General features: G+C 65.9%; 23 protein-coding genes. 9 read left to right on the forward strand and 14 right to left on the reverse strand.

What is annotated here, in order from left to right; translation table 11 throughout:
• The 3 genes from AC1DXJ_RS19060 to AC1DXJ_RS19070 all read left to right on the forward strand — a co-directional run.
• Window positions 1-815 (forward strand): Re/Si-specific NAD(P)(+) transhydrogenase subunit alpha (locus AC1DXJ_RS19060; RefSeq protein ID WP_477637690.1); only part of this gene is annotated, 815 nt, incomplete at its 5' end.
• Between the two features lie 98 nt (window positions 816-913).
• On the forward strand, window positions 914-2,299 hold the full coding sequence (gene pntB, locus AC1DXJ_RS19065; RefSeq protein ID WP_477637691.1) for a Re/Si-specific NAD(P)(+) transhydrogenase subunit beta: 1,386 nt from the start codon (window positions 914-916) through the stop codon (window positions 2,297-2,299).
• 146 nt (window positions 2,300-2,445) lie between these two features.
• Window positions 2,446-3,081, forward strand: coding sequence for a TetR/AcrR family transcriptional regulator (locus tag AC1DXJ_RS19070; RefSeq protein ID WP_477637692.1), 636 nt, complete (start codon window positions 2,446-2,448; stop codon window positions 3,079-3,081).
• A 274-nt stretch (window positions 3,082-3,355) separates the two neighbouring features.
• Here the strand turns inward: AC1DXJ_RS19070 and AC1DXJ_RS19075 are convergent, their stop codons facing one another.
• On the reverse strand, window positions 3,356-3,661 hold the full coding sequence (locus tag AC1DXJ_RS19075; RefSeq protein ID WP_477637693.1) for a LysR substrate-binding domain-containing protein: 306 nt from the start codon (window positions 3,659-3,661) through the stop codon (window positions 3,356-3,358).
• A 240-nt stretch (window positions 3,662-3,901) separates the two neighbouring features.
• On the opposite strand from AC1DXJ_RS19075, the gene AC1DXJ_RS19080 reads away from it, so the two are divergent.
• Complete coding sequence (locus tag AC1DXJ_RS19080) at window positions 3,902-4,435, forward strand: LysR substrate-binding domain-containing protein (protein WP_477637694.1); 534 nt, start codon at window positions 3,902-3,904, stop codon at window positions 4,433-4,435.
• Here the strand turns inward: AC1DXJ_RS19080 and AC1DXJ_RS19085 are convergent.
• The 6 genes from AC1DXJ_RS19085 to bioB are packed head-to-tail and all read right to left on the reverse strand — an operon-like array spanning window position 4,391 to window position 9,823.
• A complete protein-coding gene (locus tag AC1DXJ_RS19085) occupies window positions 4,391-5,476 on the reverse strand; it encodes a cytochrome P450 family protein (protein ID WP_477637695.1) in 1,086 nt (361 codons plus the stop codon). The genes AC1DXJ_RS19080 and AC1DXJ_RS19085 overlap by 45 nt on opposite strands.
• On the reverse strand, window positions 5,473-6,180 hold the full coding sequence (gene bioD / locus AC1DXJ_RS19090) for a dethiobiotin synthase (protein WP_477637696.1): 708 nt from the start codon (window positions 6,178-6,180) through the stop codon (window positions 5,473-5,475). Before bioD ends, AC1DXJ_RS19085 begins: the two co-directional genes overlap by 4 nt.
• Entirely contained in the window at window positions 6,177-7,316 is a 1,140-nt protein-coding gene (locus AC1DXJ_RS19095; protein ID WP_477637697.1) for an 8-amino-7-oxononanoate synthase, read from the reverse strand. Before AC1DXJ_RS19095 ends, bioD begins: the two co-directional genes overlap by 4 nt.
• Window positions 7,313-8,620 carry an adenosylmethionine--8-amino-7-oxononanoate transaminase gene (locus tag AC1DXJ_RS19100; RefSeq protein ID WP_477637698.1) on the reverse strand — a complete coding sequence of 436 codons (1,308 nt, stop codon included), beginning with the start codon at window positions 8,618-8,620 and terminating at the stop codon, window positions 7,313-7,315. Before AC1DXJ_RS19100 ends, AC1DXJ_RS19095 begins: the two co-directional genes overlap by 4 nt.
• The gene (bsaP, locus tag AC1DXJ_RS19105; RefSeq protein WP_477637699.1) at window positions 8,607-8,828 is read right to left on the reverse strand and encodes a biotin synthase auxiliary protein BsaP; all 222 of its coding nucleotides are present in this window, start codon (window positions 8,826-8,828) and stop codon (window positions 8,607-8,609) included. Before bsaP ends, AC1DXJ_RS19100 begins: the two co-directional genes overlap by 14 nt.
• Window positions 8,828-9,823: a biotin synthase BioB gene (gene bioB, locus AC1DXJ_RS19110; RefSeq protein ID WP_477637700.1), complete on the reverse strand. Its 996-nt coding sequence runs from the start codon at window positions 9,821-9,823 to the stop codon at window positions 8,828-8,830. The genes bsaP and bioB overlap by 1 nt, the downstream gene beginning before the upstream one ends.
• A 500-nt stretch (window positions 9,824-10,323) precedes the next feature.
• Between bioB and AC1DXJ_RS19115 the strand changes: the two genes are divergently transcribed.
• Window positions 10,324-11,448, forward strand: a complete 1,125-nt coding sequence (locus AC1DXJ_RS19115; protein ID WP_477637701.1) for an ABC transporter substrate-binding protein — start codon at window positions 10,324-10,326, stop codon at window positions 11,446-11,448.
• 385 nt (window positions 11,449-11,833) lie between these two features.
• Here the strand turns inward: AC1DXJ_RS19115 and AC1DXJ_RS19120 are convergent, their stop codons facing one another.
• The 4 genes from AC1DXJ_RS19120 to AC1DXJ_RS19135 all read right to left on the reverse strand — a co-directional run bounded on the left by AC1DXJ_RS19120 (window position 11,834) and on the right by AC1DXJ_RS19135 (window position 15,534).
• Window positions 11,834-12,754 carry a LysR family transcriptional regulator gene (locus tag AC1DXJ_RS19120; RefSeq protein WP_477637702.1) on the reverse strand — a complete coding sequence of 307 codons (921 nt, stop codon included), beginning with the start codon at window positions 12,752-12,754 and terminating at the stop codon, window positions 11,834-11,836.
• 215 nt (window positions 12,755-12,969) lie between these two features.
• Complete coding sequence (locus tag AC1DXJ_RS19125) at window positions 12,970-13,671, reverse strand: SDR family NAD(P)-dependent oxidoreductase (protein ID WP_477637703.1); 702 nt, start codon at window positions 13,669-13,671, stop codon at window positions 12,970-12,972.
• A 142-nt stretch (window positions 13,672-13,813) separates the two neighbouring features.
• Window positions 13,814-14,695 (reverse strand): ABC transporter permease, encoded by an 882-nt coding sequence (locus AC1DXJ_RS19130; protein WP_477637704.1) that lies wholly within the window; start codon window positions 14,693-14,695, stop codon window positions 13,814-13,816.
• Entirely contained in the window at window positions 14,692-15,534 is an 843-nt protein-coding gene (locus AC1DXJ_RS19135) for an SDR family NAD(P)-dependent oxidoreductase (protein WP_477637705.1), read from the reverse strand. The genes AC1DXJ_RS19130 and AC1DXJ_RS19135 overlap by 4 nt, the downstream gene beginning before the upstream one ends.
• A gap of 315 nt (window positions 15,535-15,849) precedes the next feature.
• Between AC1DXJ_RS19135 and AC1DXJ_RS19140 the strand changes: the two genes are divergently transcribed.
• The 4 genes from AC1DXJ_RS19140 to AC1DXJ_RS19155 all read left to right on the forward strand — a co-directional run bounded on the left by AC1DXJ_RS19140 (window position 15,850) and on the right by AC1DXJ_RS19155 (window position 20,396).
• Window positions 15,850-16,680, forward strand: coding sequence for an ABC transporter ATP-binding protein (locus tag AC1DXJ_RS19140; protein WP_477637706.1), 831 nt, complete (start codon window positions 15,850-15,852; stop codon window positions 16,678-16,680).
• A gap of 80 nt (window positions 16,681-16,760) precedes the next feature.
• Window positions 16,761-18,665, forward strand: coding sequence for a flavin-containing monooxygenase (locus AC1DXJ_RS19145; RefSeq protein WP_477637707.1), 1,905 nt, complete (start codon window positions 16,761-16,763; stop codon window positions 18,663-18,665).
• Entirely contained in the window at window positions 18,662-19,585 is a 924-nt protein-coding gene (locus AC1DXJ_RS19150; RefSeq protein WP_477637708.1) for an alpha/beta fold hydrolase, read from the forward strand. The genes AC1DXJ_RS19145 and AC1DXJ_RS19150 overlap by 4 nt, the downstream gene beginning before the upstream one ends.
• A 40-nt stretch (window positions 19,586-19,625) precedes the next feature.
• The gene (locus tag AC1DXJ_RS19155) at window positions 19,626-20,396 is read left to right on the forward strand and encodes an SDR family NAD(P)-dependent oxidoreductase (protein WP_477637709.1); all 771 of its coding nucleotides are present in this window, start codon (window positions 19,626-19,628) and stop codon (window positions 20,394-20,396) included.
• A 245-nt stretch (window positions 20,397-20,641) separates the two neighbouring features.
• On the opposite strand, the gene AC1DXJ_RS19160 is transcribed toward AC1DXJ_RS19155, so the two are convergent.
• From AC1DXJ_RS19160 to AC1DXJ_RS19170, 3 genes are all read right to left on the reverse strand, one after another.
• A complete protein-coding gene (locus AC1DXJ_RS19160; RefSeq protein WP_477637710.1) occupies window positions 20,642-21,874 on the reverse strand; it encodes an acyl-CoA dehydrogenase family protein in 1,233 nt (410 codons plus the stop codon).
• Window positions 21,874-22,932, reverse strand: a complete 1,059-nt coding sequence (locus AC1DXJ_RS19165) for a phosphotransferase family protein (RefSeq protein ID WP_477637711.1) — start codon at window positions 22,930-22,932, stop codon at window positions 21,874-21,876. Before AC1DXJ_RS19165 ends, AC1DXJ_RS19160 begins: the two co-directional genes overlap by 1 nt.
• Before the next feature lie 166 nt (window positions 22,933-23,098).
• A complete protein-coding gene (locus tag AC1DXJ_RS19170; RefSeq protein ID WP_477637712.1) occupies window positions 23,099-23,824 on the reverse strand; it encodes an HAD family hydrolase in 726 nt (241 codons plus the stop codon).
• Window positions 23,825-23,998 lie beyond the last annotated feature (174 nt).

The raw sequence follows: 23,998 nt of genomic DNA on the forward strand, positions 1-23,998 counted from the left end.
GCCGAGCAGCCGAGCAGGCCAAGGACGTCGACATCGTCATCACCACCGCCCTCATCCCCGGCAAGCCGGCACCACGGCTCATCACCGAGGAGATGGTCGCGACGATGAAGCCCGGCTCGGTCGTCGTCGACATGGCGGCGTCCAACGGCGGCAACGTCGCTGGCTCCGTGGCCGACCAGATCGTCACCAGCGCCAACGGCGTCAAGCTGATCGGCTACACCGACCTGCCCGGCCGGCTGCCCACCCAGGCCAGCCAGCTGTTCGGCACCAACCTCGTCAACCTGCTCAAGCTGCTCACGCCGGGCAAGGACGGGCGCGTCGTGCTCGACCTGGACGACGTGGTCCAGCGCGGCATGACCGTATGCCGTGACGGCCAGACCCTGTGGCCCCCACCTGCCGTCCAGGTGAGCGCCGCCCCGGCTGCAGCCGCACCCGTGGCCGCGGTCCCGAAGGCAGCACCCAAGCCGCGCGACCCGCGCCGCAAGTACGTGGCGATGGCGCTCGGTGCGGTGCTCTTCGGCCTCGTCGCCGTGAGCTCTCCGGCGGTCTTCCTCAGCCACTTCACGGTGTTTGCGCTGGCGGTGATCGTCGGGTTCTACGTGATCTCCAACGTCGCCCACGCCCTGCACACCCCGCTGATGGCCGAGACCAACGCGATCAGCGGCATCATCCTCGTCGGTGGCGTGCTCCAGCTCGGCAGCTCCAACGCGCTGATCCAGGTGCTCGCCTTCGCGGCCACCCTGGTCGCCAGCATCAACATCTTCGGAGGGTTCGCCGTGACCGGCCGGATGCTCCAGATGTTCAGGAAGGACTGAACCGGTATGAGCGGCAACGTCATCACACCCAACTGGTCCCGCTCCTCGTCCTTCCGGGCCTCGCTCGTACCTCACTCGTGTCCTCCGGAGGTCGTCGCGTGACCACCAACCTCGTCCAAGCGGCATACATCATCGCCGCGGTCCTGTTCGTCCTCTCGCTCGCGGGCCTCTCGAAGCACGAGAAGGCCAAGGAGGGCAACGCTTTCGGCGTCGCCGGCATGGTCCTGGCGCTCGTGGCCACCATCTGGCTCTCGGTCGACAGGGCGGAGCACCCGGTCCTCACGTTCGCGCTCATCGCGGCGGCCATGGCGGTCGGCGCGGCGATCGGGCTGTGGCGCGCCCGGGTCGTCGAGATGACCCAGATGCCCGAGCTCGTCGCGATGCTGCACAGCTTCGTCGGCCTGGCCGCGGTGCTGGTGGGCTACAGCTCCTTCCTGGAGTCCCGGGATGCCGGGACCGACGACAAGCTGCACCTCGTCGAGGTGTTTCTCGGCGTCTTCATCGGTGCCGTGACGTTCACCGGGTCGATCGTGGCGTTCCTCAAGCTGAGCGCCCGGATCAAGTCCTCGCCGCTGATGTTGCCCGCGCGGCACTGGCTCAACCTCGCGGCCCTCGTCGTCTCGGCCGCCCTGCTCTTCTGGTTCGTCCAGTCCCACTCGGTGCTGCCGCTGCTCCTCATGACGGTCGTGTCGCTGGCGTTCGGCTGGCACCTCGTCGCCTCCATCGGCGGTGGCGACATGCCAGTCGTCGTGTCGATGCTCAACAGCTACAGCGGATGGGCGGCAGCGGCGGCCGGCTTCATGCTCGGCAACGACCTGCTCATCGTGACCGGCGCCCTCGTCGGCTCCTCCGGTGCGATCCTGTCCTACATCATGTGCAAGGCCATGAACCGGTCCTTCTTCTCAGTGATTGCAGGCGGATTCGGTCAGGAGGTGTCGGTCGGCGACGACAAGGACTACGGCGAGCACCGCGAGACCATCGCGGCCGACGTCGCCGAGCTGTTGCGTGACGCCTCGACCGTCGTCATCACACCCGGTTACGGCATGGCCGTCGCGCAGGCCCAGTACCCAGTGGCGGAGCTGACCAGCCAGCTGCGCAAGAAGGGTGTCAACGTCAGGTTCGGGATCCACCCCGTCGCCGGCCGCCTGCCCGGACACATGAACGTGCTGCTCGCCGAGGCCAAGGTCCCCTACGACATCGTGCTCGAGATGGACGAGATCAACGGCGACCTCGCCGACACCGACGTCGTCCTCGTCATCGGCGCCAACGACACGGTGAACCCGTCAGCCGCCGATGACCCCACCAGCCCGATCGCCGGGATGCCGGTGCTCGAGGTCTGGAAGGCACGCAACGTCGTCGTCTTCAAGCGGTCCATGGCCACCGGCTACGCCGGCGTGCAGAACCCGCTCTTCTTCAAGGACAACAGCCAGATGCTGTTCGGCGACGCCAAGGAACGCGTCGAGGACATCATCGAGGCGCTGTGACCTCGGGCGCAGGGTGACCACCGTCGGCGACCCACTGCCGTTGAGGTTGCTGGCGTGGGTTGGGTTGAGCACGTAGCCTTCACCAGCCGCCGGCAGCAGATAACATCCACTCCAGATCGCGTCTAAAGCGTCGAAGGAATCCCCATATGACACGAGCCACGCCGCCCACAGGGAGTGTCCGTGCAAATGTCAAGGGGCGACAGACGCGCGAGCGGCTCCTAGAGGCGGCACTTAGATCTTTCGCAACCGCGGGGTTCCACGGCACTAGCACCCGCGACCTGGCCAGTGCCGCTGGAATGAGCCCTGCAGCTGTCTATGCCTACTACGGAACCAAAGAAGAGCTCTTGTTTGAGATCTCACTCTCGGGACACACCGAGGTGCTGGAGCTAGTGTCCACCACGATTGACGCGGCCCATTCGTCTGTCGACGGCATCGCCGCGGTCGTCCGGGAATTCGTTGCTTGGCATGCGCGCTTCCGCACGCAGGCACGGGTCGTCCAGTACGAGATGGCGGCCCTCACCAACGATCACCGAGAGGCGATCACCGGCATCCGCCGAGAGACTCAGCGCCTGGTCCGAGACCTCATAGCCGAGGGTGTCGCGTCCGGCGACTTCCATGTCGACAACGCGAACCTCACCGCGCTGGCCCTGCTCTCTCTTGGCATCGATGTCGCTCGTTGGTACCGACCCGACGGGGCGTGGTCGCCGGAAGATGTTGGCGAGAACTACTCAGCGATCGCACTGCGGATGGTGGGCTGGGGGCAAGTCACACCCCAGGGCTGACGTGGTGTGAGGGCCCATGCCGCGCCGTTGCCAGGACGCGCACGTGGAGGCGATCACAAGTAAGCCTTCGGAGGAGGTTTGGGCCCGTGATGTGCCAGGGCGTTGCGGGCCCTGCGGTTGGTAGCCGAGCGTTCACAGGCTCAGCGCAGTGCCGCGGCCAGCGCCCTGGCATGACGCAGGAGGTCCGCCGCCAGGCCCTCCAAGCGGTCGGGACCCAACCACTCGGCTCGCAGCCGGCGCCGCAGCGCCAGGTCCGCACCGGCACCTGGACGAACTATCCAGCGGCCAACCCGGTCCGGACGGCGAGCTCGGTCCGGACGGCGAGCTCGGACAGCACGGCAGGCCCGACGCCCAATGCGACGCTGACCCGCACCGCCTCGTTGCTGCTGAGCTCGAGCGCGGACGGCGCCTGGCCGCTCACGAGGCCGGCCATGGACGGGGCCCGCTCCAGCGTGGTGCGGGTGCCCGACCCGGGTTCGCGAATCAGGAGCGGCATCGCTGCGAGCTCGGCGGTGGTGATCCCCTTGGTGCGCCGTGCCCACGGGCGGGGGACGCCCGTGCTGGAGAGGGTCGGACGCAAGGTCCAACTGACGCCTGCCGGAACGGTGCTGATTGAGCACGCCGCGCGTCTGTTGGAGGCTGTTGAGGCCGACGTCGCCAGTGTGGCGGACGGGCGTCTGGCTGGCACAGTGCGTGCGGCCGCATCCCAGTCGGCGCTCTTGCATCTAGTTTGCCCCCACCGTTCAGGCACTCCGGTTGACGCATCCCGATATTCGGATCGAAGCCACCGAGGTGGAGATAGAGCAATCGGTGGGCGCATTTGGCGCTTAGCGGCTTCGATCTCGTGATTGGCGACCAGTACTCGGGCACCCCGCACCCACTTCACGCAGACCTTTCCCGCCAGCGCCTAATCCTGGAACACATGAACCTCGTGTTGCCGGCCGACCACGCTGAAGCCGGCCGGCGACCGGCCCGGCTTGACCAGCTCTCGGGCATGGCTTGGGCGGTCTGTCACTCAGGAATTGGACGTTACGAAATGCACCTACGACTATGCCGTCAACACGGCGGGTTCGAACCCGACATCCGTTACACCTCGGACGACTTCGCCACCTTGGTAGAGCTCATGCGAAGGACCGGGGCGGCCACGCTTCTTCCGGACCTCCCTCTCAGACAGGGCATGCCCGGCGCCCTTGTCAGTCGCCTGGCCCAGCCCGACACTGGCCGAGAAATGTACGTCCTGACGCGACGAAACCGCACACGAGTGGTCGATGCTGTGGTCACCGCTCTGGGCGGAACGGCGCAGGGCCTCCTACTGACTGACCACCACGCGTTGGGGCGCGCGAAAGGACAGTAGGTTCAGCAACGGGGGCTCTCGTTCTGCCAGTTGGAGATCAGTCAGTCTCGCAGCAGCCGCCCCGATCACGACCCGGGTTTCGAGATGGGCCAAGCCCGCCCCGAGGCAGCGGTGGCTCCCCACGCCGAAAGCCAAGTCGCAGGTCCCGTCCGTCCCGGTGAGACGCAGCAGGACTGGCGCCCCCGCTGGGAGGCTTACCTCCCCGACTGAGGACTTCCCCGACGCCCCACGCCGCCATGTCGTCACGGAGGACTCGCGCCGGAGGATCTCGTCCACTGCTGCCCCAGCCAGGGTGCGGTCTGCCCCAATGAGTCGCCAACGAACCGGATCGCCGATCAGCCTTAGCAAGGCTGTCGCGATGAGCTGGGATGTGGTCTCATGCCCAGCGATCAGCAGGAAGTAGGCGGCGGCACAGACTTCTCGCGTCGAAAGACCCGACGCGGTCAGGCGCCCGAACAAGTCGTGGCCCCCAACGCGTCTCGCTCGAGCATCCTGTTTACGCAGCCATGAGTAGAACTCGGCGGCGCTGGCGGCCAGCTCCTGCTGCCGGTCCGGAGATGGCCACCCCCAGAACAGCTCGAGGGAGTCACGGCTCCAGCGCTTGAGAGCGCTGAGCTCCAGCCCGCGGTCGTGCAGGCCCAACATCTCCAGTAGCACCGTGGCGGGGACCACGTCGGCCAGCAGCGAGACCAGGTCGGCGGACCCGTCACGGTCCAGCCGCTCCGCGACGACGGCGAGCCGTGCCGCGGCGAGGGCCTGGATCCTCGGCTCGGCGCCGGTGACACGGGCCGGGCTGAAGAATCCGGCGACGAGGCGACGGATCGGCCGGTGACTCGGCCCGGCGTTGTTGGCCAGCGCAGGAGGCAGACTGAAGCCCACTGATGTCAGGGTCCGCATCGCCACCGGGCTGATGGGCGTGTGCGCCGACAGGGCGTTGTCCGGCGGGAACGCCACCGGGTCGAGGAGCACCGCCCGGACCTCGGCCGGGTCCTCGACGACCCACGACCCCAGCGACGGATCGTAGCGAGCGGGGCAGCTCATGCGCGCCGTCCGATGGGCGAGTCGAAGCAAGACCGCGCCACAGCGCGGAAGTCGTCAGGGGTCATGGCGCCAGCCAGGTCCGGGACCCGCCCGAACACCGGCACGCCGGTCACGGTCGGCAGATCTTCCAGGTTGCAGCGCTCGGCGAGACCGGGATCGGCGGGCCAGGCCCCGATCACCAGACCGAGGCAGCGCAGCCGCCGGCTCGCCAGCGCTTCCACCGTCAGCCTGCTGTGGTTGAGGGTGCCCAGCCCGGGGCGCACCACGACCACGAACGCGTACTCGAGGTCCAGGCTGGCGGCCAGCTCCGCGAGGCCGTCGCCGTGGTCGTCGAGTCCCACCAGCAGGCCGCCCGCGCCCTCCACGAGGACGGTGTCGTGCGAGCGGGCGAGGTCGTGGACTGTCGCCGCGTGGTCGGCCACGCTCGGGAGCGGTATGCCGGCTCGCCGGCCTGCCGTCGTGGGTGCCAGTGGGTCCTCGAGCCTGGCTCCTTCGTGCACCGACGGGATGCCCGCGAGCCTGGTGACCTCGGCGGCGTCACCGTCCTCGCCTGGCGTGATCCCGGTCTGGACCGGCTTGAGGACGGCGACCGAGCCGTGACGACCCAGGCAGGCAGCGAGGGCTGCGGTCACGACGGTCTTGCCGACGCCGGTGTCCGTCCCCGTGACGAGCAGAACCCTTGGCAGGACGGCTGGCAGGTTCATGACCGGGCCGCCTGGGCGACCACCGCGCACGCCAGCTCGACCTGCTCTTCGTCAAGTCCGGCGCTGGCGGTCAGGCGCAGCCGGCTGATGCCGTCCGGGACGGACGGGGGACGGAAGCTGCCGACCAGGACTCCCTGCTCCGCGCAGGTGGCCGCAGCGGCAACCGCCTGGCGCGGACCGGGCATCGGCACGGAGAGCACGGCCCCGGCCACCGGCGGCACGCCGCACACCTCGGAGAGCCGGCCCGCGAAGGCTTCGACGGCAGCCACTCGCCATGGCTCCGCCTCGATGACGTCCAGGGCGGCCAGCGCGGCGCCGGTCGAGGCCGGGGCCAGGCCGGTGTCGAAGATGAACGGGCGAGCGCGGTTGACGAGATGCTCCTTGAGCCGGGCGGAGCCGAGGACCGCCCCGCCCTGGCTGCCGAGGGCCTTGGAGAGCGTAACGGTCACGACGACGTGCTCGTGACCGGCCAGGCCCAGTCCCGTCACCGAGCCCCGCCCCCCACCGGTCACCCCGAGCCCGTGGGCCTCGTCGACCAGCAGCACGGCGTCGTGGGCCCGGCACACCGCTGCCAGTCGGGTCAGCGGCGCTGCGTCTCCGAGCACACTGAACACGGATTCGGTCAGGACGATGGCGCGCGGCTCGGCGCGCTCCGCCAGCAGTCGTTCCACCGCGTCGACGTCGTTGTGTGGCGCCACCACGACCCGCGACCGGGAGAGGCGGGCGGCGTCGACCAGGGACGCGTGGATGTGGGCGTCGGAGACCACCAGCGTTCCGGGGTCCGTGAGCGCTGTCACCACCCCGAGGTTGGCGAGGTAGCCGGATGAGAAGACCAGCGCGGCCTCCTGACGGCAGTGGCGCGCCAGCGCGGTCTCGAGCCGGGTGTGGAGCTCGGTGGTGCCGGTGACCAGGCGCGAGCCGGTCGCGCCGGTCCCCCACGTGCGGACGGCGTCCACCGCTGCATCGATGACCGCCGGGTGCTGAGCCAAACCCAGGTAGTCGTTGCCCGCCAGGTCGATGAGCGGCTCCCCTGCCGACCCACCCGCGGGCGGGCGGGGGCGCAGGCGGCGGGTCAGTCCGAGGGACTCCAGCGCCGCAGCCTTGCCGGACAACCACTCCTCCAGGCCCTTGGTCACGTCACCACCTCGTCGATCGCCCCGACCATCGCCGCACCGATCGCGGCGATGTCAGCCTCGGTGCAGACGTACGGCGGCATCGTGTAGACGAGGTCGAGGAACGGGCGCAGCCAGACACCGCGGCGCAGCGCGGCCTCCGTGATGGCGGGTACGTCGGCGGGGGCCTCGAGCTGCACGACCCCGACGGCTCCGAGCACCCGGACATCCTTGACCCCCGGAAGGTCCTGCGCTGGGGCGAGCCCGATGTCGAGTCCCGCCGAGATGCCGGCGACAGTCGCTGCCCAGTCCTGCGCCAAAAGCAGGTCCACGCTCGCCAGGGCCACCGCGCACGCGAGTGGGTTGGCCATGAACGTGGGCCCGTGCATGAGGGCGCGGCCGGGTCCGGACGACACGGCATACGCCACCTCGGGGGTGCACAGGACGGCGGCGAGGGACAGGTAGCCACCCGTCAGCGCCTTGCCGAGGCACATGATGTCGGGAACCACTTCGGCGTGCTCCGTGGCGAACAGGGTGCCGGTGCGCCCGAACCCCGTGGCGATCTCGTCCAGGACAAGCAGGAACCCGTGCCGGTCGGCAAGCTCGCGCAGAAAGCGAAGGCAGACGGGGCTGTAGGGGTACATGCCGCCGGCACCCTGCAGGATCGGCTCGACGACGATCGCAGCGACCTCACCCGCATGCAGCTCCGCCAGCTCCTGAGTCGCGGTCATCCACGCGACCAGCTCGGGGTCATCGGCCCGCCGGTCGAACCCGGCTGGCGGGCGCGGTGCGAACACCTGCTCGCGCATGGCACCGGCGAACAACGAGTGCATCCCGGTGACCGGGTCGCACACGCTCATCGGGGTGAACGTGTCGCCGTGGTACCCACCACGGACCGTCAGCAGCCGAGTACGCGAGCCGTGGCCGCGAGCAGCCTGGCACTGCAGCGCGAGCTTGACCGCGACCTCGATCGACACCGACCCCGAGTCGCAGAAGAACACGTGCTGGAGCGCCCCCGGGGTGATCGACACCAGCCGGTCGGCCAGCGCGATCGCGGGCTCGTGCGTCAAACCCCCGAACATCACGTGGGCCATCCGGTCCAGCTGGTCGCGGACCGCAGCGTCAAGGACCAGGTTGCGGTAGCCGTGGATCATGGCCCACCACGAGGACATCGCGTCGATGGCGCTCGATCCGTCGGCGAAGTTGAGGTGCACGCCTTCAGCGCTGTCGACCAGGCGTACCGGCGCCGGGTCCGTCATCGAGGAGTACGGGTGCCACAGCAGGCGCGCGTCGGCGTCGAGCAGCTGCGACCGGTCAGGCTGTTCCATCAGCCGGTCCCCTCAGCGCCTTGTGCTCGCCAAGTTCACCGTGCGCAGAGCACCGCGCCGACCACCCGGTCGGGATCACCTGGACCAGCATCCGGCGTCGGCACCGGCCGCAGAAGCGAGGCGGCTCGAGCTGCAGCGACCGCTCGCACTCCACGTGCGGGTCGGCACCGAGATCCTCGCCGCAGTGGCCGCAGAACCGGACCGACATCACAGGGTCTTCTGGAGTTCCCTGATCGGCATCTTCAGCTCGTCCAGCAGCTCCAGGTCCGCGTCGGGACGCCGTCCCAGCGTCGTCAGGTAGTTGCCGACGATGATCGCGTTGATACCGCCGAGCAGGCCCTCACGGGTGCCCAGGTCCCCGAGCGTGAGCTCACGCCCACCGGCATACCGAAGCACGGTCCGCGGCATCGCGAGCCGGAACGCCGCGATGGCCCGCAAGGCGTCACGACCATCCATCAGCGGCAGGTCACCGAAGGGAGTGCCCGGACGCGGGTTGAGGAAGTTGAGCGGCACCTCGTGCGGGTCCAGCACGGCGAGCTGTGCCGCCAGCTCGGCCCGCTGCTCCAAGGTCTCGCCCATGCCGACCAGTCCCCCGCAACACAGCTCCATGCCGGAGTCCTTGACCATCTCGCACGTCGCCCACCGCTCCTCGTACGAGTGCGTCGTCACCACGTCGCCAAAGTAGGAGCGGGCCGCCTCGAGGTTGTGGTTGTAACGGTGGACGCCCATGTCCCGCAACTGGTCGACCTGTTCCTGGGTGAGCATCCCGAGCGAGCAGGCGATGTTGATGTCGACCTCGGCGTTGATCGCCTCGATGCCCTTGCGCACCTGCGTCATGAGTCGCTCATCGGGGCCACGAACCGCCGCAACGATGCAGAACTCGCTCGCGCCGGTCGCGCGCGTCTCCTTGGCGGCAGCCACCAGCTCGGGGATGTTCAACCACACCGACCGGACCGGCGAGGTAAACTGGCCGGACTGCGAACAGAAATGGCAGTCCTCGGGGCAGCCACCGGTCTTCAGGGAGATTATGCCCTCGACCTCCACCGACTCCCCGCACCACTTCACGCGCACCTCGTGCGCGAGGGCGAGAAGACTCTCGAGGTCCTCGTCAGGCAGCCTCAGAACTTCAACCAGCTGCGCCTCGTCAAGGCCCTGCCCGTCACCCAGGACCTGCTGCCGGGCTCGCTGCATGATGCTATTCATAAGTACTCCTGGATTCGACGGGAGGTTTCGTGACTGGAATGCAACCGGATGTCTGGGTCATTGGACTCCTCCGCTCGACGCTGACCTGATCAGAGTCGGGCCAGCATCTGCGCAGTGACAATCCCTTTCGTCCTATCAGGGGGATAGAGGCGGTTCGATCCGCATCTCCTGAAGCTGCTTCGCCGCGCCTCCGGCCGGTGGCAGTGGTGTCGCAGGGGGCGGTCACAGCGTCGACATCGTCTGGAACGGTGCGTGCACGCGGCGCTTCATTATCGCCGCGATAGCGGCTGACGCGGCGGCTAATCCTTGACACCCCAACTGAGGGCGAGCCACTGTGTGTAAGGCGACTTCGGCCAGAGTTTATCCTGAGTGAACCTTTGGAATTCGACGCCGGAACTCGACGACGGGTGGGCCAACGCCCGCAACCCGACCAGACACTACACGCGAAATCGAGTACGAATATCGTCGCGATGGCCAGGCTTTATCACTAGGAGACCTTGATGACCAAGAACGAGTTGGGCTCACCTGCAAATTTCTGGAAGGCCGCACCGTCGCGCCGCAATTTTCTGGCACTGGCCGGTGGGGTAGCGGCAGCAGTTGGCGGGTCATCACTCATTGCCGGATGCGGATCCAGCGCGCCGCAGACGGGGGTAAAGGCCGATACCAATGGCCGCTTGCCCACCAAGACGCGCTTCGTCGTTGCCACTGGTCCAGGCGACAACTACTTGATTGACCAGGTCAATCAAGCACACAAAGACTATAGTGAATTTAACTTGGATGTTCCCAAGTTCGTCTACCCACAGAGCGGTGTCCAAGCCCTGCAGTTGCTCGTTGCCGGTGCCATCAACGGGATCATGAGCGATGCGTCCATCTCACTGATCAACTTTGCGAATGCCCAGCCCGGCTCCCGCCCCGTAATCATCGGGATGCGTATGCCGGCGACGACGTACGCGATCGTGGTCAAGTCCGGCGTCGACGCAAATGCCACCTTCGAGGACCGGGTCCGATCGCTCAAGGGTAAGCGCATCGGGGTGACTGCGATCGGCGCTGGCGCACATGTGCAGCTCAAGACTGCTCTGAAGGCAGCCGGCATGGCTCCCGGAGATGTTACGGCGGTGGCCGTCGGCCCCTACATCGCGGCGATTCCTCAGATGAAGGCGAACCGCCTGGACGGCTACATGGGTCAGACTGCGGCCTCGGCTCAGATCATTGCCGAAGAAACGGGCGGTACCGTGCTCGCGACGTTTGCGGACGAGGGAACACCGGCGATCCTTCGTGACCAGCCCGTGGGCGCCATCTTGGCCAATGAAGAATATGCCAAGGAAAACGAAGCGGCAATGAAGGCATTTCTGGCAGCCCAGTGGGCCGGCAAGGACTGGATCGTGGAAAACCAAGCGGCTGCGGCCAAGCTCTTGAATGAGACTCAGTTCGCCGGCAAGTACCAGGCTGCCTCCGAGAAGGCAATTGACTTCTTCGCGAAGACCGTGGTTCCGAGAATGAGTCCTATGTTTGCGGTCAAGCGTGAAAACGTTGATTCCCTCAATACGCTGCTTCTCCAGGCTGGCCTTCTGAAGTCCGCAGTCAACTATGAGGACATCGTGCCCTCCTTTGCTCAAGCAAAGTAGCCCGTCGACCCCGCGGTGTCGAGGGCTTTGAGAGATTCGGCTTTGAGGGATTCATTGCCCATGCGGCGTAAAACCCATTCGATTCTTCCAGCGAGTTCTGTGGCTTCTTACCGACACCCTCCGCTCGGCGAAAGCTTCACGAGTAGCATCGAGCCCTGCAGGCCTCCTTCCTAACCAGTCAATCCCCTCACCGACCATGGACCTTCTTTGTCGGAGTCCATTTGGCCGGCCGTCAGCGGCACCAGGCCCGGGCGAGGTCGACATCTATCCTCTGACCCTGGTCGCCAGCGAGGGCGCACGGACGTCAGGTGCGATGACCGCGTTCCGGCGTGGCGTCGAGCCGATTGCCACCCTGGGACTGCCCAGAGCTCAGTTTGCTACAGCGTCAGCGGCGCTGGTCTGGGTGACCGCTGGCGTCCTCGGACAGGAGGCGGAGAAGGGTTTGCACCACGGGACTGCGGATCTCGCCCGCGCGGACCACGGCGGAGAGTGTCGTCCGGGCCCAGGGCTCTTGGATGGGGACAAGCACGATCCCATCGCCGCTGGCCGTCGAAGGTGCCAGCGTGTTTCCGATCGCGATCCCGACGCCCGCCCGCACCATGCTCATGGCCGTCTCGGCCCCCCCGCCCCGAGTCGTGTAGACGACGTTCGCCTCGATTCCCTCGATCAAGTGCTCGAAGGCTCGACGCAACACGCTTCCCTTGCCATAGAACACCAGGGGTGCTCCGTTCAATTGAGCGATGTCAAACGTCTCAATTTCTGCTAGCGGATGAGTGGCAGGAACACACAGCACCAGCCGACCTGTCATGAGATCCATGTTGTAGAGACGATCGCTGTCGGCTTCATCCTCGGGTAGCTCAAGGCGCGTCAGAATGCCCATGTCAAAATGTCCAGAAATCACCCCGTTTCGCACCATGTCAGTGGAACCTTCGGTGATCTCGAAGCGAATATTCGGGTGCTCCTTGTGCAGTCGCTTGACGATGTTGGGGAGCACCACCATCGCGCCGACGGCGACGGTGGCTAATCGCACGCTGCCGATCTTGAGGCCATCGAAGGCGTCGGTCTCCTGACGAAGCATGCGCTCGGCGCGGATCGCATTCAGGACGTGCGGAAGAATCCGTTCGGCTGCGAACGTCGGCCTGACGCCCTGCGCTCCGCGTGTCACCAAGATGACGCCGAGATCCTCCTCGAGTCGCTGCACCTGATTGGTGATCGTGGGTTGCGAGACGCCCAGTTCCTTGGCGGCTTGACGGAACGAACCAGTGCGGATGGCCGCCTCTAAATAGGTCAACTGCTCGAATCTCACGAGACACCTCTCATGCCGGCCACAACCTGATTGCGCGATGCGCCCGCACCCTCGGGGGCCCGAACACCTAGCCCTTCATCCTTCCATGGCGAGCGCGCCCGGTACTGCCGGGGGTGTGTCTCGTCACCAAGGTGCGGACCCTGCACGTGGCACCGGCCGCGGGCAGGGGGCCGGTGCAGGTGATCATGCGGCCTGGTGGATGACGGAGCGGAACGTCAGTGGCGAATGAGGCCACCATCGACGACAAGGGTCTGCCCGGTGACAAAGGCGGCGCCCGCAGAGAGAAAGAACCGCACGGGCTCGACAAAGTCCTGGGTGCTGGCGGCGCGTTTGATCGATCTGCTCCCGACCCTTGCCTCCTCGCCATCAGCAATCGGCTCCGACAGGGGGGTCCGGACCATCCCGGGCGCCACGACGTTCACGGTGATTGACCGGCTCCCGAACTCGGCAGACATGCTGCGCGCAAACCCGATGATGCCAGCCTTGGATGCCGCATATGCTGCCGCCCCCGCGGGACCCAGAAACGCGGTCCCGGAGGAGAACAGCACGACCCTGGAATGTTCGGCAAGCAGGGGGCCGAAGGTCTGTACAGTCGCCAGGGTGCCGTGCAGGTTGGTGACCAAGATGCGCTCCCACTCGCGGCGGGGCATTTCCAAGAAGTCACCGAAGCCGCCAATCGCAGCGCAGTGAACCAGGCCGCCCAGACCTTGCGGAGCGAGCGATGCCACCGTTTCGGCGGCCTGCTTGGACGCCTCTGCGTCAACGAGATCTGCAGCGAGGTACGTTGCCCCGGAGACCGGCGCCGTGGGGACGGCGAGGTCGATGACGATCACCCGCCAGTCACTCGCGAGCTGCTCAACAATGGTCGCGCCGATCCCCGACGCGCCGCCGGTGATCAGCAGGATGCCTTTACTCACGTATGCACGATCCTCAGGTTGGCGTGAAAGGGATGAGTGTTGATGCGCACTCGTGATGAGACCAGGCCTCTGACATGGCCGTTAGCCCCGGCCCGGTTGTGAAGCGACTTCCGTGACGACTCAGTCTGCCGTTATTCGTCTCTCATCGAGTGCGGTTGCGGACCACGCGCTCGAGTCCCGAGATCGCATAGTCGAGGATCATCGACATCGCGCCCATGGCCAGGAGGACGCCGAAGGATGAGGCGACTTGAAAGTTGTTGGTCATGACTACCAACCGCTGCCCCAGACCGGTGTAGGCCCCGACCATCTCCGAGAGAACGGCGCCCAGGACGGAGTAGACGGCACCAAGGCGGAGGCCGCCGATGATGCCGGGCAGGGCGGTGGGCAGCTCGATCTTGAAGAATCGCTGGCGGGCGCTCATCGACAGCGAGCGGGTTAGCAGTTTGACGTCGTGGTCGACGCCACGCAGCGAGGCGGCCGTACTGGTCAGCAGGACGAAGTAGACGACGCTCGCGGCGACGAGGGCCTTGGGACCGAATCCCAGGCCGAACCAGAGGATGAAGATCGGCGCCAGCGCCGGGCGCGGCATGCTGTTGGCAAGGGTCAGGAATGGCTTGGCCGCCCTGTCGAGGACTGTCCACCGGGACAACACGACGCCGCTGAGGATGCCGGAAAGGGCACCAAACAAGAGCCCAGCCATCGCGCCGCTGAACGTGCTCCGGACGTCGATCCAGAACGATCCGTCGCCAAGCTGGGACACGAAGGCGCGGCCCACCTCGAGCGGCGTGGAGATCAGGAGGGGATCGATGATCTTTTCGGCACTGGCGAAATACCAGCAGGCGATCAAGACAGCGGTGACAACGACTCTCAGTACCCAGGTGAGCCATGTTTCGCGGCGCCGAACGTGGGCGCGCTCCGCAAGAATCTCCCGCTCCATGGCGGCCGTCGTCGGACCACGGCCACTCAATTGGGGGGCGTGGCGGTCACTCGATTCGGGGGCGTGGTTCGTGGTGAAGGTGTTCACGAGGTCCCTGACGTGTCGGGCCGGATGCGGCCGGGTGGCGTGTGCGCGGTAGAAGCAGTGGCAGTGCGGATGAGAGCGGAGTCGGCCGGAGTCGCGGTGAGCGGACCGCCCGAGACGATCACAGTCTCACCCGTCATGTAGGCCGCGCCAGCGGAGCAGAGAAACTGCACGACCGACGCTATGTCGTCTGGCTCACCCAGTCGGTTGAGGGCAACGAACTGGGCCACAGCTCGCTCGGTCTCGGCGTCCGTGAACCGTGAAGCCGGCGTCTTCACCGGGCCAGGCTCCAGGCAGTTGACGCGGATGTTGTCGGCAGCCCACTCCCAGGCAAGGGTGCGAGTCAGTGAGGCAAGCCCAGCTTTGGCGACCGCATACGCACCCCGGAGCGGGTGCGCGTAGCTGGCGGAAGCGGACCCGATATTGACTACCACCCCCCCGCCCTGTTGACGGAACACGGGCAAGCACGCCGTTGACAGGTGGAAGGCGCCCGTGAGATTCGCCTCCAGCGTGGCGTTCCATGCATTGGCGGAGAGGTCTTCGATCCTGCTCGCGAAGTTTCCACCTGCGTTGTTGATCAACATGTCTATGCGGCCGAACGTATCGGTTGCGACGTCGACGATGTTCGCAGCCGTCTCAGGAGATCGGATGTTCCCGGAGACTGTGACGGCCTTGCGGCCGTGGGCTTCAACCCGGGCCACCCCGGCAGCGAGACGCTCGGTGTTGCGCCCGTGCAGCAGCACGTCTGCCCCGCTAGCCGCGAACTGCTCCGCGACCGCGGCACCGACGCCACCCGAGGCGCCGGTGACCACGACGACTTGGTCGGTGAAGTCGAAGGTCACGCATCCCGGTTGGTAGGCGGTCACTCGGCTGTGGGTCATCACTTGATCCTCCATTGGGCAGGCTGAGCTTGGATCAGCGTCATGCACCCTGGAGCTAGTGGACAACGCCGCAACCCCTATTGGCGCGATAGGGCTCTTACGACTGTCAGTTCTTGACACGCTTGACGCGATTCACGCAACCTGTCGTGAGAGACGCGACGTCGCAGTGCGGGTCGCAGTCAGGCTCCGCACCCGCCACCATCGTGCGGGGCTTTGACAGACAGCGGCGAAAGTCGGCAGACGCTATGTCGCCCAGCGACACGGAGGCAGAGCACCATGATCGGAACCCCCGGAGACAGGCGCGGAGTCGCCGTCGAGTTCAAGGGTGTAAGCCATTGCTTTCTCCACGGTGATCGTGCCGTCCCGGTCCTTGAGGACTTCGACTTGAGCATCGCACCTTCGGAGTTCGTCAGCTTGGTCGGCCCCTCGGGCTGCGGCAAGACGACTGCCCTGTCGATGGCTGGGGGTCTGGTTCGCCAACTTGCGGGGTCCGTGGAACTCGACGGGGTCCCGGTTACGTCGCCCTCCTCGGACGTTGCGTTTCTGTTCGCCCGTGACGCCTTGCTTCCTTGGCGCCGGGTGCGCAGCAATGTGGAGCTGGGGCTCGAAGTACGCGGTGTGCCCAAGTCGGAACGTCGTGAACGGGCGGAGGCGTGGCTTCGGCGCGTGCGCCTCCAGGAGTTCTCGGACTCGGATGTCCTGCACCTGTCTCAGGGTATGCGTCAGCGAGTGGCGATCGCCCGGACGCTGGTGCAGAGCCCCCGCGTCGTGCTGATGGACGAGCCATTCGCTGCTCTGGATGCGCAGACTCGCGCCACTCAGCAAGAAGAGTTCATCCGACTGTGGGAGGCGGAGCGGCCCACCGTGATCTTTGTCACCCACGACCTAGGTGAAGCGATCCTCCTGAGCGATCGTGTCATCTTGATGGCGAGCAGGCCTGGTCGGATCATCGCCGATATCCGAATAGATCTTCCTCGGCCGCGGACGCAGGAGATGCGGACGTCCTCGCCGGAGTTCAGCCGATACCACGGCGCACTTGCCGGGCAACTTCGCGAAGAGGTGCGGGCCGCCGAGGAGCGGCAGATCGCGGAAGAGAGCAAGCGCTAGCTCGGAACTTTTTGCTATCCGGCCAACCACTTCTGGACACGTCTCTCGGGAGTGCGTCATTAATACTTGCGGAGTTGCTCATGAATCAAACTGACTCGACCGAACTCACTCCGGAGTCGCTGCGCGCTCACCTAGGGGCAGCCAAGAGCCCGGCCCTCCTGATGCTGGTGGCGCACCTCACCGGCGACGCGCAGGTGCTGCGGGAGGATTGGCGACCGAAACCGGAGGCCATGCCGTCCAGCGGGCTTGCGCGATCGGTTGAGGAAGAGATTCTCGAATGGTGCTGCGAGCGCCTGGATCCGTACCTCGCCTCGGCGTACCAGTGGCCGACGCACCCACAGCCGGGAGTGATTGAGGCCATCGGAGAATGGTGCATAGGCGCAGCGGCGGCGGATGCCTCCCAATTGCTTGACGCGGCCTTCGTGCCCGACGGCACCGATCCGAAGGCACCAGGATGGACAGCCGCCGGTATCGCCCCGGAACGCGACATCCGCGTCGGCATTATCGGGGCGGGAATCAGTGGGTTGCTTGCGGGCTATCGGATGAAGCAGGCCGGAGTTCCGTTCACCATCTTCGAGAAGGCACAGAGGGTCGGCGGCACGTGGTCCGAGAACACCTACCCTGATTGCCGAACCGACGTGAACAGCCATATCTACACGTACTCGTTCTTTCCGCACGACTGGCCTTCCCACTACGGTCGGCAGGAGGTGATCCTGGACTATCTCAACAGGTTCGCCAAGGAGAACGAGATCCTCGAGCATGTCCAGCTGGGTACCGAGGTCAGCGGTGCAGTGTGGGACGACCAGAAGGCGGTCTGGCGCCTCGAAGTCGTCGGACCCGACGGCGTCGAAGAGGTCAGCACCGAACTGCTGATCAGTGCCGTAGGTCAGCTCAACCGGCCGATGGTGCCCCCCATCGACGGACTGGAAACCTTTGCGGGTCCGGCGTTCCATTCTGCCGAGTGGGACCACGCGTATGACTTCACGGGCAAGCGGGTCGCGGTCATCGGGACAGGCGCAAGCGCGCTGCAGTTCGCTCCCGCGCTGTCTCGGGTCGCCGACTCTGTGACGATCTTCCAACGCAGCGCACCATGGCTGCTCTCCACCCCCGAATTGCGGGATGATCTCTGTGACGATGCTCGCTGGCTGCTCCGGCACCTGCCGCATTACCGCGCTTACTACCGGTTTTCGATGTTCCTGCCGCGGGTTGTCGGGCAGCTCGCCGCCGGAATCGTCGATCCGGACTATCCGCCCACCGAGCGAGCAGTCTCGGCCATGAATGAGCAACTCAGGGTCGAGATGACCGAGTATTTGGTTGCCGAAGCGGGGGATCGGGAGGATCTGGCCGCCAAGATCATCCCGGACTACCCACCTGGTGCCAAACGGATGATCCGCGATGATGGGACCTGGGTCGCCACGATGAAGCGGGAAAACGTCGAACTTCTCACGGACCCGGTCGACCGCATCGACGAATCTGGTGTTTGGACACGTTCTGGCCGCCACGTAGATGTGGACGCGATCGTCTTCGGTACCGGCTTTCAGGCTGCCGATTACCTCACGCCCATGCGGATTGTCGGGAGCGGGGGCCGCGACCTGCATGGCGTCTGGGGTATTGATGCCTGTGCCTTCATGGGCATGACCGTGCCGGATTTCCCGAACCTGTTCTGCATGTACGGTCCGAACACGAATACGTTGCTGCATGGAAATCTGGTGTTCTACATGGAATGTCAGGCAGGCTACATCACCAGCGCGCTGCGGTTGCTCCTCGAGAGCGGGAGCGCCTCGATGTCCCTGCGCTCCGACGTCTTCGCGGACTACAAGCAGGAAGTCACCGAAGCCAGCGCGATGCGCGTATGGGGGTGGTCGAAGACCCACAGCTGGTACCAGAACGCCGAGGGGCGATCCACGATCATGTGGCCACTACCGGCGGATCGCTACCTGGACGGAACCAAAGAAGCACGAGCCGAAGACTATGAGCTCCGGTGAACGTCGCCGACTCGAACAGAGCTGGCCACGCCGGCATACCTTTGGGGAGGTCTTTGATCCGCGAGAGCACCGTTATCGTCAATGACCTGGAGACCCGTCTGCTGGCCGGCGGTCCAACGGAGGGAACACCCGACGCTCCGACCCTGGTGTTCCTCCACGACGGCGCCTGGGGCGCCAGCGCGGATGTCACCTGGGGCGAACTCCTGCCACTCGCAGCCGAGAGGTGTCGAGTCATCGCCCCCGACCTGCTCGGTTTCGGAGGCTCGGCCAAGGCGATCAGGCTCGATCAGGCACCGCACGCGTTCCGGCTCCGACATGTCTGGGCACTCCTGGACGCGCTGGGAGTCAGTGGCCCGGTGCACCTGATCGGTAACTCGTTCGGTGGTTCGGCTGCCCTGAGAGCCTTGACCGACGCTACTTTGCGTCCTCGAATAGCTTCGGTGGTCTCGATTAGCGGTACCGGGGGCCCATGGCGTTCAGCGAGGAGCGCCGAACTCGGTCCCTTCGACGGAACCGAGAAGGACCTGCTGCGAATCGTCGGCCTGCTTTGTGGTGACTACGCAGGCGCAGCCGCGCAGGCTGCTGCCCGGCTCAAGTGGGCGAGCGTGCCGGGCCACTACGCGAGCGTGATGGCGATTCACCAGCACCCTCCTGAAGGGCTGCAGCAACCGCGCCAGGCCGACCCGTTTCCAGCATCCCTGGCCGGCGTCGAAGTCCCTGTGCTACTCGTCGCTGGCGCGGCGGACCCGCTTCTGGAGCCGTCGTGGACCAGCCACCTGAAGAGCGCCTTGCTGCAGGCGGAGATTGTCGAGCTGCCCTACTGTCACGAGCCGAACATCACTCATCCGAAAGAGACCTGGCGGGTGCTTGAGAACTTCCTCGCCCGTATCCGTGAGGTGGACTCCCGTGCTGCGGACTGACCCCCGGCACCCGCTGGCTGCCACTGAGGTGGATCACACCATGCTGTTTCGGCTGCACGATGATGAGATCGCAGTCATTGGGGCCGGAGCGGGCATTGGTGAACACGTCGCATCCACCCTCACGGGGTTGGGCGCTCGAGTCCTCTGTGTGGACATTGACGAGGAGTCGGTCCGCGCCGTCGCGACGCGTCTCAAGGCTCCGTACTGCGTCGCCGACGCGACCACGGAGAAGGGCGTCGACGATATCGCCCGCGTGGCCGAGTCCGAGTTCGACGGTCTGCGCGGTTACGTCGACGTGATCGGACGAATCCAGCGCAAGGCCCTTGACGAGTTCACCCTCGCGGAGTGGGACGAAGACTTCCGGATGAACCTGAGGCACGCATTCCTCCTCGCTCAGCATCTGGTGCCGCTGGTGGCGCGGTCCGGAGGTGGATCGATCGTGCATCTGTCGAGTGTCATGAGCCGTCACGCTGGCCGGCTGAGTCCGGGCTATGGCCCGGCCAAGGCCGCGCTCGAGACATGGGTGCAGTCCATGGCAGCGCAGCATGGACACCACGGTGTCAGGGTCAATGCGGTCTCCCCGGGGCTCTTTGTTTCCCCACGGTTGCTCGATCGAGCCGGCGGTGCGCTCGAGGTCCTCTCTGCGCGGACGATGCTGGGGCGGCTTGGGCAGCCCTACGAAATAGCCGGGGTGGTGGCCTTCTTGCTCACGCCAGCGGCGGGTTACATCACGGGTACGTCGATCCTCGTCGACGGTGGGGCGTCCCGGGGCGACTCGACAGGGCTTGACGACTTACCGCTTGCCCTCTGAGATCCGCCCGGGGCCACACCTCGTGGGGGCGGGAACGCCGTGGCCGCGACAGGCCTTCGACATCGTGTGGTTGTGGCCCAGTGCATCCTGCCGCAGGAGCAGCGACCAAGTGCGCGGGTACTCCCGCCGCAACGTCCGCAGCGCTGCCCTCACGGAAGCTCGCGGGGCGGCGACCCGGCCGTGGTGTCAGGCTGATTCGGGCCCGTGTCGGCAGCCGGTCGAGCAAGGGTGGCGCACTCGTACCGTCACGAGGTCGAGCGCAAGGCGGCCTGTCGTCGGAGCTCGACCTTGGCCAGCGAATTCTTGTGCACCTCGTCGGGACCGTCGGCGAAGCGCAGCGCGCGGACGCCCGCATACGCCGACGCCAGCATGAAGTCCTGGGACAGGCCGCCCGCGCCGTGGGTCTGGATGGCCTTGTCAAGGACCCATTGCACGGTTGAGGGGGTCGCGATCTTGATTGCCTGGATCTCGCTCTGAGCGGCTTGGTTTCCCACCGTGTCCATCAGCCAGGCGGCCTTGAACACCAGAAGGCGCAACTGGTCGATACGGACCCGCGACTCGGCGATCCAGTCCCGCACCACACCCTGTTCAGCCAGTTGTCGTCCGAAGGCAACGCGTTCTTCTGCTCGTGCGCACATCAACTCCAGGGCCCGCTCAGCGACTCCGATCAAGCGCATGCAGTGGTGAATCCTGCCCGGACCGAGGCGGGCCTGGGCGATGGCGAACCCGTCCCCCTCGCCGGCAATGAGGTTGGCGATGGGCACTCGCACATCGGTGAAGGTCATTTCGGCGTGGCCACCGTGGTCGTGATCGTCATATCCGTAGACCTCCATCGGGCGGATGATGTCGACGCCAGGTGTGTCACGCGGCACCAAGATCATCGACTGCTGCCGGTGCCTGTCCGCTGACGGGTTGGTCTTGCCCATCACGATGAAGACCCGCGAGTTCGGGTTCATCGCTCCGGTGATCCACCACTTACGTCCGTTGATGACGTACTCGTCGCCGGCGCGTTCGATGCCGAGTTCGATGTTGGTCGCATCAGACGAGGCGACCTGAGGCTCGGTCATAGCGAACGAAGATCGGATGCGTCCGTCCAGCAGGGGATCGAGCCACTCCTTCCGCTGGTCTGCGTTCCCGAACTGCTCGAGGACCTCCATATTGCCGGTGTCAGGTGCGGAGCAATTGAGCGCGGCTGACGCGAGTTGCCGGCTCCGGCCAGTGATCTCCGCAAGCGGGGCGTACTGAAGATTCGTCAGTCCCCCACCATGAACCCCGGGCAGAAACAGGTTCCACAGTCCCCGCCTACGTGCCTCTGCGCGCAGGTCGGCCAGGACAGGGACAGAGTCCCACGCCCACCGGTTATCGAGTTGCTCGAGCTGGTCGGCGAAGGTCCTTTCCGCCGGGTAGACCGAGCTGGCCATGAAGTCGAGCAGGCTGTCGCGAAGTTCCGCGGTCCGGGCATCGAAACCGAAATCCATCAGGTGTACTCCTTCATTAGGGTGTGTCCGGACTCCAGGACGGGGACTACGCAGTCGCCGAGGCTCTCGAAACCGGGGCCGACGGTCTGGCCGTTGCGGAATCGGAAGTGGATGCCCTCAGCGATCGCGGCCACTTTGTAGCACGCGAGGCCCAGATGGAGTCCGAAGCCGGCCAGGTTGCTACCGCTCTGGGATGCGTATCGCTCGATGAGCTCACGCTCACTGAGGTAGCCAGGAGCCGACGCAGCATCGATTATCGCCGGTCCGGTGCGCAGTGAGTCGAAGCGACCGTAAACGATCAGAAGAGCCAGGTCGCAGAGCGGTTCCCCACGACTTGCCAGCTCCCAGTCGATGAGTGCGGCCGGCTGGTCGAGGTCATCGATGAGTAGGTTGTCGAGTCGATAGTCCCCGTGCACGAGCCTGCCAGGCGAGGCTGTTCCCCCTCTCTCCGACGCTTCACCGACGCGCGTCGCGAGCGCTGCATACAGGCTCTCCGCCGCCGGGAGCGCGCGGCTCCGGGAGGCCTCCAGCTGTGTTCGCCATCGCTCGAGCTGCCGAGTCAGGAAGCCCTCGGGACGGCCGAAATCGGCCAGACCTACGACCACCGGGTCAACGTCGTGGAGTCTGGCCAGCGTGTCTACCAAGGCACACGAGATGACCCGAACCCGATTCGGGCCGAGCTCAACCAGCTCACGTGCGTATCGGTACGGCGTGCCAACGACCCGCTCCATCAGGTAGAAGGGCCCTCCCAGGATGGACGTGTCGGTGCACAGGGCGATCGTCTGGGGCACAGGAACAGGCGTGTCTCGCAACGAACTCATCACCCGATACTCACGAGCCATGTCATGGGCGGTCGCCAGAAGTCGACCGACCGGAGGTCGTCGCAAGATCCAGCAAGACCGCCCATCGGTAAGCTCGAAGGTGAGGTTCGACTTGCCTCCGGCGATCAGGCTGGCCGACAGCGGACCGTCCAGCTGCTCTGCGAACTCCGGCTGCGCGTGCTGCAACCAGCTGCTGAGGCGAGGTACATCGAGGCCCAACTGCGCTGGCGGCGTCATGGTCGTACCGGGATCGACAGCGCCGCCGTGCACATGGAGAGATGCCTCTCTCGTGTCCTTTGGCGATGGGCCAACTGGTCACCGGGGTACATGTTGATCCACCAGGATTTCCCCTCGGAACGGATTGCGTCTCGGCGCGCTGACTTAGGCAGGCCCTCCGACTTCCTCACGTCGCGCCCGCGTTGACGTCGTCTGATATCGCGCCAGCGCCGGCTCGTAGGGCAGCCGCGTGGGACAACCCCTCATCGAGCAACTGAGCCAGCTCCATCTCGGTGGCTGGGGCCGACCGATGGAGCACTCCGATCATCCCCGCCTTCTCGGCGCCACGGATGTTCAATGGCAGGTCATCGACCATGACCGTCTCGTTCAACGACGTTCCCAAGCGGTCACAGACCCGCGCGAAGGCACGTCGAGAGGGTTTCCGAACTCCGACCTCCCCCGACTTCACGACCGCGTCGAACAGCCCATCAAGGTCGTAGCCGCGGTAGCAGTCGTCACCCAGCGAGTTCGACAACAGGGCGACTGGGACGCCGACGTCACGAAGCCGAGCCACCAGATCGATCATCTGGTGGTCAGGTTCCAACCGCGCCAGTAGTCGCGAAATCCATCCGGCTGCGGGAACGTCGGCGCCACACTCTGACAGTCGGGCGCCCAAGCCTTCCTCGAAGGCCTTCTGGGAAAGCCGTCCTTCTTCGTGTCCACTCAGGAGTCGGGCAACGTCGGGCTCGGCAAAGAGGCGCAACGGCAGGGTCGGATCACCGCACTCGTCTTCCCCGAAGGCCGCGAAGGCCGCGGTCACGCTGCTGGTGAGGACTCCGCCGAAGTCGAAGACCACGGCATGCGCCATCGCTGAACCGCGGGTGTTGCGCTGTAACGAATCGTGTGTGCCCATGGACTCTCTCCGCCTTCGGATGGTCGACAGTGCCGCAGCCCGGGAACCGCAGTCAAGGCAAACTGACGGGTCTTCTATCGCGGCGATAGAGCAGCATCTGTTGCGGGAGGAGCGGATATCCGCCCACGCTGGCAACCACAAAGGCTGCGCCCGGACGAGGTCTGCAGATCTCCC

Source organism: Pedococcus sp. P2_D9 (assembly GCF_056404275.1).

Excerpts from the sequence above, each read along its gene's own strand:
- AC1DXJ_RS19155 (WP_477637709.1), top strand. The coding sequence starts at position 19,626 with ATGCTGTTTCGGCTGCACGATGATGAGATCGCAGTCATTGGGGCCGGA.
- AC1DXJ_RS19145 (WP_477637707.1), top strand. The coding sequence starts at position 16,761 with ATGAATCAAACTGACTCGACCGAACTCACTCCGGAGTCGCTGCGCGCT.
- AC1DXJ_RS19085 (WP_477637695.1), bottom strand. The coding sequence starts at position 5,476 with ATGAGCTGCCCCGCTCGCTACGATCCGTCGCTGGGGTCGTGGGTCGTC.
- AC1DXJ_RS19115 (WP_477637701.1), top strand. The coding sequence starts at position 10,324 with ATGACCAAGAACGAGTTGGGCTCACCTGCAAATTTCTGGAAGGCCGCA.
- bioB (WP_477637700.1), bottom strand. The coding sequence starts at position 9,823 with ATGAATAGCATCATGCAGCGAGCCCGGCAGCAGGTCCTGGGTGACGGG.
- AC1DXJ_RS19140 (WP_477637706.1), top strand. The coding sequence starts at position 15,850 with ATGATCGGAACCCCCGGAGACAGGCGCGGAGTCGCCGTCGAGTTCAAG.
- AC1DXJ_RS19165 (WP_477637711.1), bottom strand. The coding sequence starts at position 22,932 with ATGACGCCGCCAGCGCAGTTGGGCCTCGATGTACCTCGCCTCAGCAGC.
- AC1DXJ_RS19100 (WP_477637698.1), bottom strand. The coding sequence starts at position 8,620 with ATGGAACAGCCTGACCGGTCGCAGCTGCTCGACGCCGACGCGCGCCTG.
- bsaP (WP_477637699.1), bottom strand. The coding sequence starts at position 8,828 with ATGTCGGTCCGGTTCTGCGGCCACTGCGGCGAGGATCTCGGTGCCGAC.
- AC1DXJ_RS19170 (WP_477637712.1), bottom strand. The coding sequence starts at position 23,824 with ATGGGCACACACGATTCGTTACAGCGCAACACCCGCGGTTCAGCGATG.
- bioD (WP_477637696.1), bottom strand. The coding sequence starts at position 6,180 with ATGAACCTGCCAGCCGTCCTGCCAAGGGTTCTGCTCGTCACGGGGACG.
- AC1DXJ_RS19070 (WP_477637692.1), top strand. The coding sequence starts at position 2,446 with ATGACACGAGCCACGCCGCCCACAGGGAGTGTCCGTGCAAATGTCAAG.
- AC1DXJ_RS19160 (WP_477637710.1), bottom strand. The coding sequence starts at position 21,874 with ATGGATTTCGGTTTCGATGCCCGGACCGCGGAACTTCGCGACAGCCTG.